We start from the raw sequence: 16,149 nt of genomic DNA on the forward strand, positions 1-16,149 counted from the left end.
CTGTTATCCTGTGTCCTTGGTTCCACTTCTGTGGAAGCGTATTCGACAACTTCCCCTCTGGATAAGTTGACGATGCAGCAGAGTATGAAGAGTACGGCATCATCCAAGAGCCCAGAATCTCAAACTCAACATACGGAGGCGGTTCCGATGAAAATGGACGTATCCAGGGCAGCAACGAATTTGTCCGGTTGGACATTGCATGGTAAAGGCAATTTTGAAGATACAAATGAAGGACTTCATTTAATTTCCGAAGAGAAGGAGAATGTGACCGTCCTATCGGACACGCGGGCCGAAGATTTTATTTATGAAGCGGATCTGTTAATCCAGGATATGAAGGCAGATGCCAGTCTTGTTTTCCGTTCCAATGATACGGGGTGGTCTTCCTATATGCTGCAAGTGGTTCCTCAGGCTGGTCTGATTCGTTTAAAAGATGCCAGTGGCAAGCCAGGTGCATTGTTGGAAGAGTACTCGGTAACCGTGGAGTCTGGCGGCATTTATCATTTGAAAGTAAAAGCGGTTGACGAGAGGCTGCAGGTGTATTGGGATGGCGGGTACGACCCGGTGATTGATGTGAAAGACAGTGCGTATGTATCAGGGATGCTGGGGCTGCATGTGTGGGACGGATCAAGCTTGTTCCAAAATGTAAATGTCAGTACCATGCGTGGAAATCTGGGTAACCCCGTTTACAGTAAAGGAAATTGGCAGCCGGATCTACGGGGATATCGAGGCAAAGGAAATGCGCAAGAGGAAACACAGATCATATACGAGAAAACAGCGGGGGATTTTGTATTTGAGGGAGATATGTCTTTGGCCGATAGTAGCTTCGCAGCTCTACTATTCAGGTCGAATATAGACGGGACAAAGGGATACCAAACGGCACTTCGTAGAGAAGGGGAAGAGGTACGGGTACAGCTGCAAAAGGCGGACGGAACGATTCTTGCGAATTCGGATCGTACATACCCGAGTCATCCGACAGCAAAGCACCATATCGAAGTGGTTGCCTCCGGTAGCCTGATTCAGGTGTATGTGGATGGATATGCAGCACCGGCTGTGGAGGTCATGGATTCTAGTTATGCCGAGGGATATACCGGACTTGAAGTGAAACAGGGCATAGCCTATTTTCAAGATGCGTATATCAAGGAAAATTCGATGTATTATACGGAAAAATACCGTCCTCAATATCATTACTCTCCAATACGGGGGTCCGCAAGCGATCCGAACGGATTGGTTTATTACGAGGGGGAGTATCATTTATTTCACCAGGACGGAGGGACATGGGCCCATGCAGTCAGTACGGATCTTGTAAAATGGAAGCGTTTACCCATTGCGCTGCCATGGAATGATCTGGGTCATGTATGGTCAGGATCAGCGATTGCGGATCTGAACAACGCATCCGGCCTGTTCTCGGATTCCGGTGGCAAAGGTCTGATCGCATACTATACGTCGTACCATCCGGGTAAGCCTGGTGGCAATCAGCGTATCGGTCTCGCATACAGTACGGATCAAGGCCGGAATTGGCAATACGCTGAAGACCGTCCGATTGTGATCGAGAACCCTGGCCAAAATGGCGAAGACCCGGGGAGTTGGGACTTTCGCGATCCGAAGGTCGTTCGGGATGAAGAGCACAACCGCTGGATTATGGTTGTATCTGGCGGGGACCATATCCGGTTTTTTACCTCAACGAATCTGCTTGATTGGACATTAACCGATAACTTCGGATATGGGGAATACATTCGCGGAGGGGTATGGGAGTGTCCCGACCTGATTCAGCTGCCAGTAGAGGGGACGGATGAGCGCAAGTGGGTGCTTATGATCAGTACCGGAGCCAATACGAAGACGCAAGGATCGGATGCGGAATACTTTGTTGGCGAGCTGACGGCGGAGGGGAAATTCCTGAACGACCATCCTGCCGGGAAAGTGCTGAAGACGGACTTCGGCAAGGAATTCTATGCGTCGATGTCATTTGCGAATATGCCGGATCAGCGGAAAGTGATGCTTGCGTGGATGACAAACTGGGATTATCCATTTGATTTCCCGACGAATCCCTGGAAGGGGCAATTGACTATTCCAAGAGAAGTTTCTCTCCGAACAACAGAGGAGGGTGTGCGTCTGGTACAAAAGCCTGTTATCGAACTTGAGACACTCCGGCAAAACCTGTACAGTGCGGAGCAGTTAATGGTCGGTCCGCAATCGCAAAATGTGCTCAAGGGTCTGACTGCAGGTGCATACGAGATTGAAGCAGAAGTGGAAATTCCGGCAGACAGTCCCGTTACGGAGTTTGGTTTTCACCTGCGTCAAAGGGAAGGACAACAAACGACCGTGGGCTACAAGACGGAGAAAGAGACGATGTTCGTGGATCGCACCGCTTCGGGAGACGTGAGTTTCTCGGGCTTATTTACCAAAGTACACGAAGCTGCGCTACAACCTGAAAATGGGAGGATCAAGCTGCGAATATTTGTCGATGAAGCTTCTGTTGAAGTGTTTGGCAATGAGGGCAGAGTGGTTTTCTCGGATGTGATTTTTCCGGATCCAGCTGGAAGGTCGATGGCGTTCTACAGCCTGGGCGGAAATGTAAAAGTGGTCTCACTGAATGTATATGCCTTGGATAATATCTGGAGAAAAGGCATGTCCTCCGCTCCAAAGATTATTGCAGATACGCAGAGAAGAGTAGCGAATGTGGGTCATACCGAAACCCTCTACGCTTCGGCTGAAGGCGGACCAGGAAAAGGAGCCCAACCGCTGAAATGGACCGTGAGTAATCCTAAAGTGGTGAAAATCGTTGATTCTGACAAAACACATGCTGCGATTCGTGCTGTAGGCAAGGGGGAGGCTTGGGTGACGGCTTCCATGGCTAACGGTAAAGCTTCTGCCAAAATACCGATTACGGTAACGGATGGCGTATTCCACACGAATTTATCCGGCTGGCAAAAGGATCGACCGTCTGCGCAGTGGTTTGTTTCGGACTATGGCTTACAGGGCATTGACCGCAGTGATTCACAGTATGTTGCCCGAGAGACTGCGGGAGACTTCCGATATGAGGCTGACTTACAGCTGGATGCTGAAGGAGGAGCAGGTTCCATTCTGTTTCGGGCAAGCGAGGATGGACGAAGTGGTTATTATCTGAATGTTGATCCCAACCTGAAGGCGATTCGCCTGTTTTATAAAGTGGACGGCAAGTTCGAGAATCGGCAGGTGCTTGCCCGCATTCCAAAATTCATTCGGAGTAACCAGACTTACCATATCCAGATTCAGGCGAAGGGAACGCGTATTCAGGTGGATCTGGACGGTGAACGGATCATGGATGTTCAGGATGGCACGTTTGCCGAGGGACACTTCGGTGTTCATACGTTTGGAGGCAGTGCGTCTTTTCAGCATGTGAATGCATATGACATCAAAAAAGCAGCACTGGAGACCGTGATCATTCGGAGTGCAGAACTTCCTGTGGCCCTACAAGCGACGCAATCCCAAGCAGGCGAGGTTGTGACAGCTGGCAACGAAAAGGATGGTGAAGCATCGAGTTATGCTTGGATACTTGTGCCTACCGGTGATGATTCCGGTTCTTACTCCATCCGTACCGTCAGCGGGGTGTCACTGGATTGGGATGTCGGTCAGAATCGGATTCAACTCTATCCATATCTCGGGTATCCCAATCAACGCTGGAACATTTCCAATAACGATGATGGGACGGTAAGCATTACAAGTGTGCACAATGGGAGTGCACTCCGTGTATCGGAAGATGGAACCAAGCTGATGATGGAAGACTTCCATGCTGAAGATGAATATCAAAAATGGACTTTGGAAAACAAAGTGCAATAACCGTGGGTGGTGTTCTGGAGAATTAAAGGTAACAGGATCAATGATTTGTAGGTCTTGATCTGCGCCTTCAACATTTGAATAAAACATGTGGGAGAGGACTGCACGTAAGGTGTAGTCCTCTAACTGATTTTTCTATACTCACAGCCGTTCTAATTGGGAGAGGAAGGACTAGAGCATGATCCGAATGCTGATTATTTGTATATTTAATCCGGTTCGCTTGCTAGTTTATTAAGCTAATGGCAGGATGGTTAAATAAATACATGTTATAATTTGGATAATCATATGTTTAAGACTGCAACAATGCATTTTAATCCCCAGGGAAAGGGAATGGGAAGCAACGAAATGAAAGATAACAAACATCCTGTTCAAGATTTTCGATTTATTTTAACCTTGCTAGTGGTTACGTTATGTTGTTTAGGTGTTGCGATGTATTTACGTATCAAATCTGATACGAATATGTATCAATTCTTAACCTGGGATATGTTCCTGGCATGGGTACCATATATTATCTCATCATGCATTAGATACATATTCAATAAGAAATTAACGAAAATGAGTCTGATCTGGATGATTCCGATGAGTGCGGTTTGGCTATTTTTTTTGCCTAATTCGGCATACCTTTTTACTGAAATCCTGCATTCATTCAGATATTTCAATGCTCAAGAAGGAACACAATTTTGGATTAATATTGATTTTTGGTATAACCTCACCCTAACGTTTGCCGTAGCCATACTAGGCTTACTTCTCTCGACATGCTCAATCATTCAAATACATGTTGTGTTAAACAAGCTATTCAGTAAGTACATTAACATGATGGTTATTGGCGTTATTTTAATGTTGAGTAGTTTGGGTGTATACATTGGGAGATTTAATCGGTGGAATTCATGGGATGTATTGTCCAGGCCTTGGCAAATTGTTATGGATATCATGCAAGATCTTTTTGCAAGGAACAGCATGGTTATTGAATTTGTGGCCATTGTATTTTTAATACAAATATTTGCATACGTTATTGTATCCTTGTTGACTGCAAGGTCTAGTAAAGAATGAATATTGCCCGTTAATTCATTAAGCTAACGGGCAGGGCTGGTTAGCGTGAAGGTGTGATAAGATGAATTTGAATATATTTACAATAGTAGGGGGATGAATGATGCTAGTTCGTTTGGCAACGTCGGAGGATATCCCTCAGCTTGTACAAATGCGTTGGGATTTTTCAGAAGAGGAGCATGCTAATAATGTCGTTACATTTGAGGAATTTATCCAGATATGTAGTGAGTTTTTGCTAAAAGCAATCCAAAGCGGAGACTGGTATATTTGGATTGCAGAATTTGATGGAAGTCTTGTGTCACATATGTACTTGCAGCTAATACATAAAGTTCCGCGTCCAGGAAAATCTTCAGATCCTTATTACGGTTACGTTACCAATGTTTAACTCGTCCAGCTTTCAGAAACTTAGGTATCGGGTCAAAAATCCATAATGCTATGGAAAATTGGTCAAAAGAGAATGAGGTCGAGTTTCTCATACTTTGGCCAAGCAACGAGAGCGTTGAATTCTATTCAAGAAATGGTTTTTCTCAGAGTGAAGAAGCGCTAGAAAAGCACTGGGACTGAGCAGCAAGTCGATCTTCGTAGAGACAGAAGATTGGATTAATTAACGCGTCACGAGGTAGGTGGACTCAATTAAGAAAGCTGCAGACCAGTGTGATCGGCTGCTTTTGTTCATGTAATGGGATAATTCGTTCAAAACGTATCCAACTCCTCATTTTGGATAAAATAAAGTATTCCAAATATGAGGGTGCTTGCTTTTGATAAAGATCATTAAAAGAATGGTTTTAGCGTTCGGTTTGACTTTGCTTAGCCAAACTACAGCTTTAGCTGAAGAAACTCAGTCAGTAACAGACATAAGTCAATGCTCGATAATCCAGCAGACGTTGATCAATGAATTAAATCCTCAAATAATGAGAGCTCTTCGTCAAAAGTACCGTGACAATTTTTTGTACGCGAACGTTCACTTGTTACCAATCCAAGGTTCGGATAATGTAGAGGGTGATTTTATTTTAGAAATGACAGTGATGAAAGGAGAGTGGCCAGAGACAGTTCAAATGACGTTTAAACGAGATGGTCTTAATGGCTATAAGGTAGATGATATTAGTGTGATTAATTTTTAGAACCACGGATACGCTAACGGTAAACACTAGTTTATAATACAATTAAGAAAGCAGCTGATCCATATGATCGGCTGTTTTTTCATTAAGCTAACGGGCAGGTTAGTGTAACGTATAACATTTGTGGTATAACTTGATTGAGATAAGAGAAGATACTCTAATGATAACAGACAAAGGGGTTAATAAGCCATTTAGATGCAGTATCAATTATACTTTGTTGATTTATCTTTGATAACTGAGGTGAGAAAATGGAAATCAATGAACTACGCCTTGAAGACGGTGCGATTCAATATCTGGGACTAAATTCAGAATCATTAGTCATAGAAGTAAAAAGATGGAACCAGGAATCGTTGAAGATTACTATAAACAGCTACGTTAAATTTATTGAATATGATTCAATAGGTAGAGAAATTTCTGAGTTCTTGATATTAGAAAACTCAGAATTTTTGAAAAAGAAAAAGAGGGATTAGTTAAGCTGGATTTCGATGAAAATGAGTGTACCAACTCATCCATTTAAAATTTGTAGGTTTAAGTGAATTGCCATTACTAGATGTCATTGCAGATAAAAATGAAATACACGTAATACGTATGGAAATATAATCAACTCCGTTAAGCTAACGGGAAACGATAGCTAAATTCAGATAAGACTGCGGCCGACCAATTGATCGGCTGCAGTTCCCTTAATCTACGGCTAGTTTTCGTGTGACATAAAAAATATATTACCTTCATCTAATCTATGTGGGCGACGGCACTGATTTCGATCAGTTGCTCAGGAAACGCTAGGTATGTCACGCCGATACAACTGCCCGCCGGCCGGTGTTGTCCCATGTATTCCTTGAAGAGATGTATGCATGGCTCGATATGCTCTTGTGCATTTGTCAGATAGATTTCAACATAAGCAAGATTTGACTTCGTGATACCAAACTCTGCTAACACGCGATCGAGATTCTTCAGCGTCTGCCGGGTTTGTGCCTCGATATCATTTCCGCCAACGAAAGCTCCGTCCGTATCGTGGGAAAATTGTCCCGAAATATAGATCGTGCCGTTAACGCTGTACGCCTGAGCGATACCGTGATCCCAAAGGTCGTGATTGTAGGTTTTAATATTAGTCATTTTTTCTCTCCTCGATTCAAAGTAAGGTTAGTATAAAATGACCTTAAATAAAAATATAGTACGCACTTTATTGATAGATACTATCTAAAGAGATAGTGTACATATGATTATGGCTGATGATAAAGTAAGAGAAAATCTTATCTGGAGTGAATTTAAGTTAGTCTAAGATTACCAGAGGTGAGCCTCACAATCACGGTGGTATAATCGATTGCTCGTTCCAGTTTTTTGGGGGTTAAACGTATTTGAAATGCCGAAGGTTGGATCTCAAACTGAACATACATCTATAACACACTGGTTGAAACAAGAAGATAAGACTTGGTCACTTATAATAATGATGCCCGACATTTAGAAGGGTGCTGATTGGCAAATTATCTTTATCCATTCAAAGTGAATAATTCTCTCTATCAGATTGATTGTTTATCGACGAAACTTTTAGCTTGTAATAGTGACGGGTCAGCTTTAGAGTCCGGCCATTCAACTAACGGGCAGGTTAGTTTAATTTTTTGGAGAATAATTAGAGTAGTAATTCGTTCCAAACGTCATCAAAGGTATCTGTCTACAAGTGTATATCTTAACGCTGTTACTCCACCGAACCCGTCCAACAACTGGCGACTCATCTGAAGTTCTTGAAGACTCGGTTCAAGCACCTCTCTCACAGAAAAAAAACGGCTGGTAATTCATTGTAATCGTACAATCGTGTTAGTCCAAAGACATGGTAAAACACTTGAACAACAAGCTTTGATATCATATCAGATAGCAACTATCTGTTTTATATGGAGGTGAGGCTATTGAAAACAATTGGGGTAGGATTCTTACATGTATCTCTCTATGCAAAGCCAGTGAAGAATATGGCAATGCTTTGCATAGAGCTTAGAAACAATTACATTGCCAACGACGAATCGTAATATTCTACTAACTGGCTTTGCACCTTATTGATCTATTTAATAAGGAGTGAGGTCCATGAAATATTCAAAAGCCGAATCTATTTTTCCGGAAGAATTGCTACGTGTCATTCAAGAATACGTTCAAGGCGAATTGGTTTATATCCCAAAACCCAAAGAGGCACACTTAAAATGGGGCGAAAAAACCCTAAGCAAGAATAGGGTCTCTGCTCGAAACGCGGAGATTAAATCCTTATTCTGCAATGGCATCAGCATAGAGGAATTGGCGGGACGATACTTCTTGTCCTGCGAAAGTATAAAGAAAATTGTCTATAAAAAGAACTAACGAAATCCGCTAACTCGTCGTATAGACGGTTTAGCGGATTTTGTTCAAAGATGAATTAAATCAACTTATACCTAGTTACCGCACCTCTAAATCGATAGACTCAAGTTAAGGTTGTTGGAATGAAGAACGGCTGGATCATACGAAGGCGGTGTAACGAATGGATGAAAACATAAAGGAGAAGCTGCTAAGCAAAAATGAACTGCTGATTAAAATGGTGATCGAACGCGCAAAAAGAGATTTTCTAGACGATATCGCAATTATTGGGCTTACGGGCTCATTTAGCACGGGAGACTTTCATGAGAAGAGCGATCTTGATTTAGTTATCATTAATAATACAGAACGGGGATGGGAAATATCCGATTGTTTCATTTTGGATGACGTTGGATATGACATCTACTGCACGCCATGGGATTCAAGAATACAAGAGCAATCCACCTTGGAGAGCCCCAATGTTTCGAGTCTAACCGAACTCAAAATACTCTACTATGCAAAGCCTGAGGATTTGGAAAAAATGAACGACTTTAGGCAAAAAGCTCTAGATGCACTTGCGGACCCGATAGGAGAAGCATGTCTTAATCGAGCAAAAAAATGGATCGACTTGGCTAAGCAGGCATACAGCGATACGATGCTGGGGGAAGATATCGGTTCAGTGCGACATGCATCTGCCGACGTTCTATACAATCTAGTCAATGCCTTAGTCAGCATGAATAACACGTGCATCCAACGAGGAATTAAGCGATATTTGGAAGAGATATGCTCGCTTCGCTATGTACCGAATGATCTCGAATCCTTATACATGTCCATCATCGAAGCTCATTCCATTGAAGATATTCGAATCGCATCTTTTAATATGCTGAATAGCGTCACGAGGTTACATCACACGATGTGTGATAACTTCATGGTTAAACCTGCTCCAACCTTTGATAATCTAAAAGGAACATACGAAGAATTGTGGTGTAACTACCGCAATAAAATCTTGAACAGTGTTATAACGAACGATGCCTCCTACGTCTTTATTTCGGCCTATGGAGCACAAGGGTATCTTGATGAGATGACTGTGGCCAAAGGAACCAAGAAATTTGATCTTATGCAGTACTTTGATGCAAGTGATTTATCAGTGATGAAAGAGAAGTTCCTTGAAGTGATGGATGAATATCTAGACGAGTATGATAAAGTCGGCAGAAGAGTCGAATGTTTTAAAACCTTCGAGCAACTATATACCCATTTTATGAATCATTGACCCTAGATCCCAGTTCGTAGGATGTCCTTAGAAACGGAATTGTAGACAATCTATCTGATAAAATAGAATTTCTTAAAGGGCCCTGAAGAATTAGTTTCTTTACGGTCTTTTTTATTTGGAGGTTTGCACTATGATGGGTACATGGATTACACTTTGATGGCAAATGATTTGTCTACAAATACGGATAAATTGCAAAAGCGAATTATTAAGGTGATTGCAATAGCTTATAAAAATTTATCGTCTAAAGAAGCCTGTCTAATCTCAGGTAAAAGACTTACAGGTAGGTGAATAATATTCAAACAATATATGTCCATGTCCGACATTCGTTATTCTGGTATGGGGTTTACGGATTCTGCAGCAAGAGTCGAAATGATGAGATTACGCTTTATTCAGATCAAGATCAAAATAACTTTTTAGGTTATTTTGAACTTACAACTGCGATAGCTCTAACTAATCTTTTGAAATATGATATAGATATTATTGGTGACGATAAAGAATATTGTAATGAAATTAACCGTTTCATAAACGGTGAAGAGGATATTTATTATAGTTACACATACCCAAGAGATTTAGAAGATGTATCTTCTCAAGTTACTCATTCTGCTCCGACGAATATAGATGGGTATAAACCTATCTATATTGATATGTGGTCCAAATTATCTCACTCTTGGGACTTGGATGAGATAAAGAAAAGTGTGAGAATCCTTGCAAAAGATTTTTTAGGCTTGCATACTGAAAATATTGAATTTATAGAGATTCCAACGTTTGAAGAAACAAAAGTGTCGTACGAACAATATTATAAACCTTACGTAAATGAAAATTGAACAAACGGAAGGGAAGAAATGGCACAATAAGAACAAAGAAGAAGCCTATCATTGTGATCGGCTTTTTCTTCAACTAACGGGCAGGTTAGGTGAATTAACAAGGGCATAATATTAAAATCACCTCAGGATCATTGGGTATAATTTGGAAGCTTTTTAGGCAGGTATGAATGTAGATCAACTCGCGAATTCCTACTGTCTATCCCATGACAGCATGAAAAAGATTGTTTATAAAACGCAGGTATAACAAAAGGCTCATGTTGGGTAAAACCAACACGGGCCTTTTGTTATGTAAAAAATGATTATATAAATACTCTGCCTATAAAGGATACGATATTCACCCTATACTGTTGCTAGGAAAGAATTATGGTTTCAGTAATATCGTTGATTGAGAGTATAGGAATCGGAGGAGTTGCAAAATGGATTGCGTTAATCATGAAGTAAATAAGTTAAATGTTACTGCTAGACTATGCGGTATGGAGGAGAAGTTCATTATCAATAATATTTATCCTCTTTATCTGCATGATTTGTCTGAAGTATGGGAACACAAAATCAATCGTTATGGGGTGTTTGAGAATGATGATACCCGAACTTTGATGGAACAGAATCGCGTGTTTGATATTTGGTGGGAACACCCGAACGTATTATTCCCTTATCTGATCACAGTGGATGATATACCTGCAGGGCTTGCTTTTGTGGCTACTTCACCTTTCATATCCTGTCCTCACTATATCGATTATTACATGAATGAGTTCTTCCTATTACGTAATTATCGAGGAAAGGGTGTTGGAGAAGAAGCGGTGCGACAGATTATAGGAAAGATGCCAGGGCAATGGGAATTGCAAACAAATTCCACCGAACGAAACGAACGTGCGAAACGTTTCTGGCGAAAAACACTTAACACATGTACCAACGGGAAATACTCCGAAGAACTTGGTCATCATCCTGAAGATGGAGAAAAGCTAGTCTTTCGCTTCAGCACGAGTTCTGAAAAAGTGAGTAATTAGAGAGGTTGTTCCTTATTCATAGGTTTAGGTATAAACAAGTTTATCCGATATTCGTTGAACTAAAGGGTGGATTACACATATTTTTGAGTAGGCAACCACAGCCTGCTCTTTCTATTTGAACTAACGGAAAAACGTTAGCGTGATAGAACTAAGAAAGCAGCCGGTCAAAGTGATCAGCTGCTTTTGTTCAACTAACGGGCAGGATAACACAATAAACCTATCGAATTAACTTGAATATATTTCAGTTGAAACGGAGGTTATGGTTTGAAACATGCCTTTAATAGAGAATGGTTAATAAAAAAGTTTGAAGAAATTCGGAGAAGAATTCTTAATGCAATTAGTCAATTAGATGATGAACAACTCAACTGGAGACCCCATGAATCAAGCCACAGTATATCAACACTTATTAGGCATATAGAAGGGAATATTAAAGAAAGAATCTTGAAGGGAATATTACACCAAGAAATCCATAGAAACCGAGAAGAAGAACTGACACATGTTTTTGTTGAGAAGTCTGAATTAGAAAAGATCTGTGCAGAAAGACTCCAATTCGTTATCGATACGATAAGAAACATATCCGATGAGACACTAGAACAAAAGCAAATAGTGAGGAGTCGAGAAAGAACCAATCTAGATATGTTGCATCAATGCGCTGCTCACTTTTCCGAACACATGGGACAGATTTTTTACATCGCAAAACAATGTTTGAAGGAAGATTACAAATCCACATCCCTGTAGCTTTGTAGCTCCTAAGCACGAACTACCCTTACAAGGAAAGATAGCTCAAAAAAACCAAAAGCAGCTTGATCAACTCGATCAGCTGCTTTTAGTTCAGCTAACGGACAGGTTAGTTTAATGTTAACTCTTGAGCAGCGTTTGAAGGCCAGCTCATTTAAAGAAAATATAATCATTAACGCTTGGTTGTACGCAGATTTCAAGAATAATTCCTTATTTCTGTTTTTCTTCTTTTTCTAGAGCATGAGCAATGCTAATCTCCACAAAGTTTAGCACTGCGTCGGATACAGGGTATAGTCCTGACTCTAATGTAGGGAGCTTCCTCACTTCCCAAAATTTCTCCATCATTTTCTCGTCCCCATTAAATGTTTCGTGTGATAGCTTCATTAGCTCGCAGGCAATGTTATAACCTTCATTGGATTCAGGTAGAACAGATTCCTGTATGCACCACTCAATCCGGCGCAGCAAAGAGGCATATTGCTGAGTGGTCTTGTCATTACTGTTGAGATTGGGTAGTGCATTTTGAAGAAATGCACTTTCGTCATCGTTGAAGTAATCGATCCATTGTTTAGAAATAGGTTGTACGTTATTAACCAGATGAGAAACCAGATCCCAGGAGAGTGTACCCTCCAGATCAATCATGTTGATCAAAGACGTAGTATTTGCAATACTTCCCTGGATAGAAGCGAGCTGCTTTTGGAGATGATTATGGTGTGCAATTAGAATATGACGAAAAGATAGGCTGTCTATCACATTTTGAATGTCATCAAGCGGTAGTGATAGTGATTTAAGCAATGTTATCTTTTCAAGAGTGAATAAATCTTCCTCTGAATAATAGCGGCGACCGTTATCTTCCTTATAACTCGGTTTAAGAAGACCGATCTGATCATAATATCGCAGGGTTCTAACAGAAATGTTCCGCTGTTTGGATACTTGTCCTGTTGTCCATCTATTCATGTTTCTTCTTTCCTCCCGAAAATAATGCTTGCAGGTGACGTAACGTCACCTAATATCATAAAAGTATATCACAGAGGATTGAGGAGTTAAGGATGACTAGTACAGAAATGTGGAAAAAGATGGATCGATGGACTTGGCGTGAGTTTATTGCATTGCTTGCGCTTGAATTTGTATTCGTAATATTCGTTATCAAATATGCAGTACAGTCCATGTATGAGCAATGGTTGGGGAATACTCTATACTCAGGGACTCTTACAGGGCTTACCATCGCGATTGTACTTTTGTTAGGATTATATTTTATTGCTTTACGACCGAAAAAAATATCCTGGCTAGAGGTAGGAGTAAAGGGATTCCCTGTGAAAGATTGGTGGAGGATTGCGCTGTGGACACTCATTCTCATCGTATTAAGTGTGGCGATTCTCTATCTCACGAGTTTTCTTGGGAATACGGTAGACAATAGCAAAACAGAGAGTCTGAAGCAAAGCGTCACTCTTTTTACTATAATTATAGGTATTGTATCGGCAGGGATCGTGTCACCCATTTATGAGGAGATATTTTACCGTGGATTTATTTATCGTTGGCTACGCACTCGTGTTAGTATGAGCTGGGCGATTGTGATTAGTTCGCTAATCTTTACTATTGCACATTTTCCTACTATGAATGCCATGCCCGTGAATTTTATTAGTGGAGTTGTGCTTGCATGGACCTATGAGCGTACGGGATCTGTCTTGCCTGCTATGATCGTTCATGGTGTGTTTAATACAATTGCTGTGTTGTTAACTGCGATGAGTTAAAATGATTATTATACTTTGTATACACGATGAGCGGCCGTTCTGATTCTATATTAATTGGACGGAAGCGCAGCGTAATTAAGACTTGGTTACTGACCAAAGCCTGGCTGTAATTCAGCTAACGGGAAACGTTATGCTTAATAAAAAAGAATCAACGTGATCAACTGCGGTATACATCTAGGGGATGATGATAGGATCGTTGCAGAAGTGCTAACGATCCTTTTTGGTATACCTAAACGGAGTGAAATTCTTTTATATGATCCTCATAACTTTACAGCAACTTATAGCGTTCTCTATTGAGAATTAACAGAGGTGAAAATAGGCTAACGGTAAGAATTGAGCCGCAGGTAGATACGTTATAATGGTTTCAAAAGCACAACTCGGTAGAAGAAAACGAACAATCCGCTCCTGTAAATCCCAAAAAATCAAAAGTAGAGGTGGGCGTTCCGATACAATTATGGAGGTGTTTAGATGAACAAAGCAATCAAACGTATTTTTGCTACTTCAATTTCTGCTGCAAGTATCTTTGGTGTGGCATCTTCCGCATTTGCTAAAGAAGTATCTCTACCAGCACCATCACCAGTGTTGATCAAGCAACCTGGTAATGAAACAGGGGCTCCTTTCGTTTCTGATAAGCTATGGTCCATAAATTTTGATGGGAGTAGAACAAGTGATTCAAAAATGCTTGTAGTTTCAGATGATATACCTTGGCTTAAAGTGCAAATGAAAAATTCAGGAACAACAAAAATGATAGTTACTATCACACAAGACTCTCCTCAGGGAAAAGTATGGGGAATTCTTACTATTGCCCCTGGAGAATCTGATAATCTATGGGGTAAGATGCCTTTGGCAGGTACGTTTTATGTTAACTTCACATCGACGGGCACTTTAAAAGGTGCATCATCTACCCGAATTGCTTCTACGTATGAGGAATTAGGTCTTTAATGTTCCAATAACCCAACAATCCTTACGTTACACCTTCTGAAATTGTCAGAAGAGGATATTAAGAGAGGTCAAGATAACTGTAATAAAGTTGGATTAGTATGGAATAGAAAAATCTTGAAAGTACGGATTTCACATGTCACCGGGCATTCATTTTATTAAATTTAGGCAACAGCGAGTTAGGTCATAATTTAATCTTTATAACTAAGGAGAACGAATGGACCCGAAGATAAAGTTATTGTTCTTGGAAGAACATCCTGCAGAAGGCGCCGCACGTTATGGGGTCAGCCAAGAGGAACTTACTTATATTGGAGGTTTTCAAAACTTTATTTATTCCTATAATCGCGATGAATTAAAGTATATTCTTCGTTTCACTCCGAGTACTCTTCGCACATCGGAAGGACTTCTAGCAGAAATAGATTGGATTCGTTATCTTTCAGAGAGTGGTATAGCAGTATCAGAACCGATCTCTTCAATGAATGGAGAGTATTGCGAACTAATTCAAGGAAATAAAATAGATTTTTACGTAACCTCCTTTAAACATGCACCAGGCCGTAAAATCGGATATCCAGAATGTCTGGGCAATTCTAACCTTTATGAAGAGTGTGGTCGTGTAACGGGCCGACTTCATGAATTAGCGAAGCTTTACAACCCTACGATTGCCAAAAGGCACACTTGGAAGTCAAATGAATACCTCTTACGAGCCAAGGATTATTTACCGTCAGAACTTCAACCGATCCTTATTGCCCTTGATGAACTTAAAGTACAATTGGCGAGTCTGCCTGTTAATGCAGATAATTTTGGTTTGATTCACGGAGATATTAATGTGGGAAACTTCACAATCGATGAAGCTGGGAGATTAACTCTTTTTGACTTCGACGAGTGCCAGTACAGTTGGTATGTCGAGGATATTGCTATACAGCTGTATTACTTGCTATATGTATTCGGTGAAGATTCGAAATTCGAACGAAAGGTCCAGTATGATCTGTTTATAAAGCACTTCGAGCTAGGCTATACAGAGGATGGCCGACGAATGCCAGACAACTGGAAGGATATGATGAAACTCTTCCTTAGACTTCGCGAAATCATTGTGGTTGTCGGCATGTATCGAAGCTGGGATCTAAGCAAACCAGATGACTGGACTCGCGATTTCTTGCAAGATAGTAAAATGAGGATTACTAAAGGTATATCGTTGATCGATGAGCTTTGAACCACTAGATGGAAGATACTCATTAAGCTAACGGGGAACGATAGCTCAATAATAGAAGAAAGCAGCCGATCACATTGATAGGCTGCTTTTGTTAAGTTAACGGGCAGACTAGCATACAACATTATCTA

At 40.9% G+C, this 16,149-nt stretch carries 16 protein-coding genes; 14 read left to right on the plus strand and 2 right to left on the minus strand.

Features of this window, described 5'->3' with window-relative positions:
* The first annotated feature begins 147 nt into the window (after positions 1-147).
* The 6 genes from F4V51_RS07085 (at position 148) to F4V51_RS07105 (ending at position 6,448) form a co-directional block, all read left to right on the plus strand.
* Positions 148-3,816 (plus strand): GH32 C-terminal domain-containing protein, encoded by a 3,669-nt coding sequence (locus F4V51_RS07085; protein WP_153977418.1) that lies wholly within the window; start codon positions 148-150, stop codon positions 3,814-3,816.
* A gap of 342 nt (positions 3,817-4,158) precedes the next feature.
* Entirely contained in the window at positions 4,159-4,863 is a 705-nt protein-coding gene (locus tag F4V51_RS07090; RefSeq protein WP_162009910.1) for a DUF1361 domain-containing protein, read from the plus strand.
* Positions 4,864-4,960: 97 nt separating this feature from the next.
* Positions 4,961-5,245, plus strand: a complete 285-nt coding sequence (locus tag F4V51_RS29010) for a GNAT family N-acetyltransferase (protein ID WP_236146710.1) — start codon at positions 4,961-4,963, stop codon at positions 5,243-5,245.
* A 50-nt stretch (positions 5,246-5,295) separates the two neighbouring features.
* Positions 5,296-5,424 (plus strand): hypothetical protein, encoded by a 129-nt coding sequence (locus F4V51_RS29015; protein ID WP_227779572.1) that lies wholly within the window; start codon positions 5,296-5,298, stop codon positions 5,422-5,424.
* Between the two features lie 194 nt (positions 5,425-5,618).
* Positions 5,619-5,981, plus strand: a complete 363-nt coding sequence (locus F4V51_RS07100; RefSeq protein ID WP_153977420.1) for a hypothetical protein — start codon at positions 5,619-5,621, stop codon at positions 5,979-5,981.
* A 245-nt stretch (positions 5,982-6,226) separates the two neighbouring features.
* A complete protein-coding gene (locus tag F4V51_RS07105; protein WP_153977421.1) occupies positions 6,227-6,448 on the plus strand; it encodes a hypothetical protein in 222 nt (73 codons plus the stop codon).
* Positions 6,449-6,707: 259 nt separating this feature from the next.
* Here the strand turns inward: F4V51_RS07105 and F4V51_RS07110 are convergent, their stop codons facing one another.
* Positions 6,708-7,091: a RidA family protein gene (locus F4V51_RS07110; RefSeq protein WP_153977422.1), complete on the minus strand. Its 384-nt coding sequence runs from the start codon at positions 7,089-7,091 to the stop codon at positions 6,708-6,710.
* A gap of 960 nt (positions 7,092-8,051) precedes the next feature.
* Between F4V51_RS07110 and F4V51_RS07115 the strand changes: the two genes are divergently transcribed.
* The 5 genes from F4V51_RS07115 (at position 8,052) to F4V51_RS07135 (ending at position 12,124) form a co-directional block, all read left to right on the plus strand.
* Positions 8,052-8,318: a CD3324 family protein gene (locus F4V51_RS07115; protein ID WP_153977423.1), complete on the plus strand. Its 267-nt coding sequence runs from the start codon at positions 8,052-8,054 to the stop codon at positions 8,316-8,318.
* Between the two features lie 157 nt (positions 8,319-8,475).
* Positions 8,476-9,558, plus strand: coding sequence for a nucleotidyltransferase domain-containing protein (locus F4V51_RS07120; RefSeq protein WP_153977424.1), 1,083 nt, complete (start codon positions 8,476-8,478; stop codon positions 9,556-9,558).
* Positions 9,559-9,842: 284 nt separating this feature from the next.
* Entirely contained in the window at positions 9,843-10,382 is a 540-nt protein-coding gene (locus tag F4V51_RS07125) for a hypothetical protein (RefSeq protein ID WP_153977425.1), read from the plus strand.
* 416 nt (positions 10,383-10,798) lie between these two features.
* A complete protein-coding gene (locus tag F4V51_RS07130; protein WP_153977426.1) occupies positions 10,799-11,386 on the plus strand; it encodes a GNAT family N-acetyltransferase in 588 nt (195 codons plus the stop codon).
* A gap of 264 nt (positions 11,387-11,650) precedes the next feature.
* On the plus strand, positions 11,651-12,124 hold the full coding sequence (locus F4V51_RS07135) for a DinB family protein (RefSeq protein ID WP_153977427.1): 474 nt from the start codon (positions 11,651-11,653) through the stop codon (positions 12,122-12,124).
* Positions 12,125-12,334: 210 nt separating this feature from the next.
* On the opposite strand, the gene F4V51_RS07140 is transcribed toward F4V51_RS07135, so the two are convergent.
* Entirely contained in the window at positions 12,335-13,078 is a 744-nt protein-coding gene (locus F4V51_RS07140; protein WP_153977428.1) for a MerR family transcriptional regulator, read from the minus strand.
* Between the two features lie 92 nt (positions 13,079-13,170).
* On the opposite strand from F4V51_RS07140, the gene F4V51_RS07145 reads away from it, so the two are divergent.
* The 3 genes from F4V51_RS07145 to F4V51_RS07155 all read left to right on the plus strand — a co-directional run bounded on the left by F4V51_RS07145 (position 13,171) and on the right by F4V51_RS07155 (position 16,021).
* Positions 13,171-13,872 (plus strand): CPBP family intramembrane glutamic endopeptidase, encoded by a 702-nt coding sequence (locus F4V51_RS07145; protein WP_153977429.1) that lies wholly within the window; start codon positions 13,171-13,173, stop codon positions 13,870-13,872.
* Between the two features lie 468 nt (positions 13,873-14,340).
* Positions 14,341-14,814 carry a hypothetical protein gene (locus F4V51_RS07150; protein WP_153977430.1) on the plus strand — a complete coding sequence of 158 codons (474 nt, stop codon included), beginning with the start codon at positions 14,341-14,343 and terminating at the stop codon, positions 14,812-14,814.
* A gap of 214 nt (positions 14,815-15,028) precedes the next feature.
* Positions 15,029-16,021 (plus strand): phosphotransferase enzyme family protein, encoded by a 993-nt coding sequence (locus tag F4V51_RS07155; RefSeq protein ID WP_153977431.1) that lies wholly within the window; start codon positions 15,029-15,031, stop codon positions 16,019-16,021.
* The last annotated feature ends 128 nt before the right edge of the window (positions 16,022-16,149 follow it).

The organism is Paenibacillus xylanilyticus (assembly GCF_009664365.1).
In the GTDB taxonomy this organism is placed as follows: Bacteria; Bacillota; Bacilli; order Paenibacillales; family Paenibacillaceae; genus Paenibacillus; species Paenibacillus xylanilyticus_A.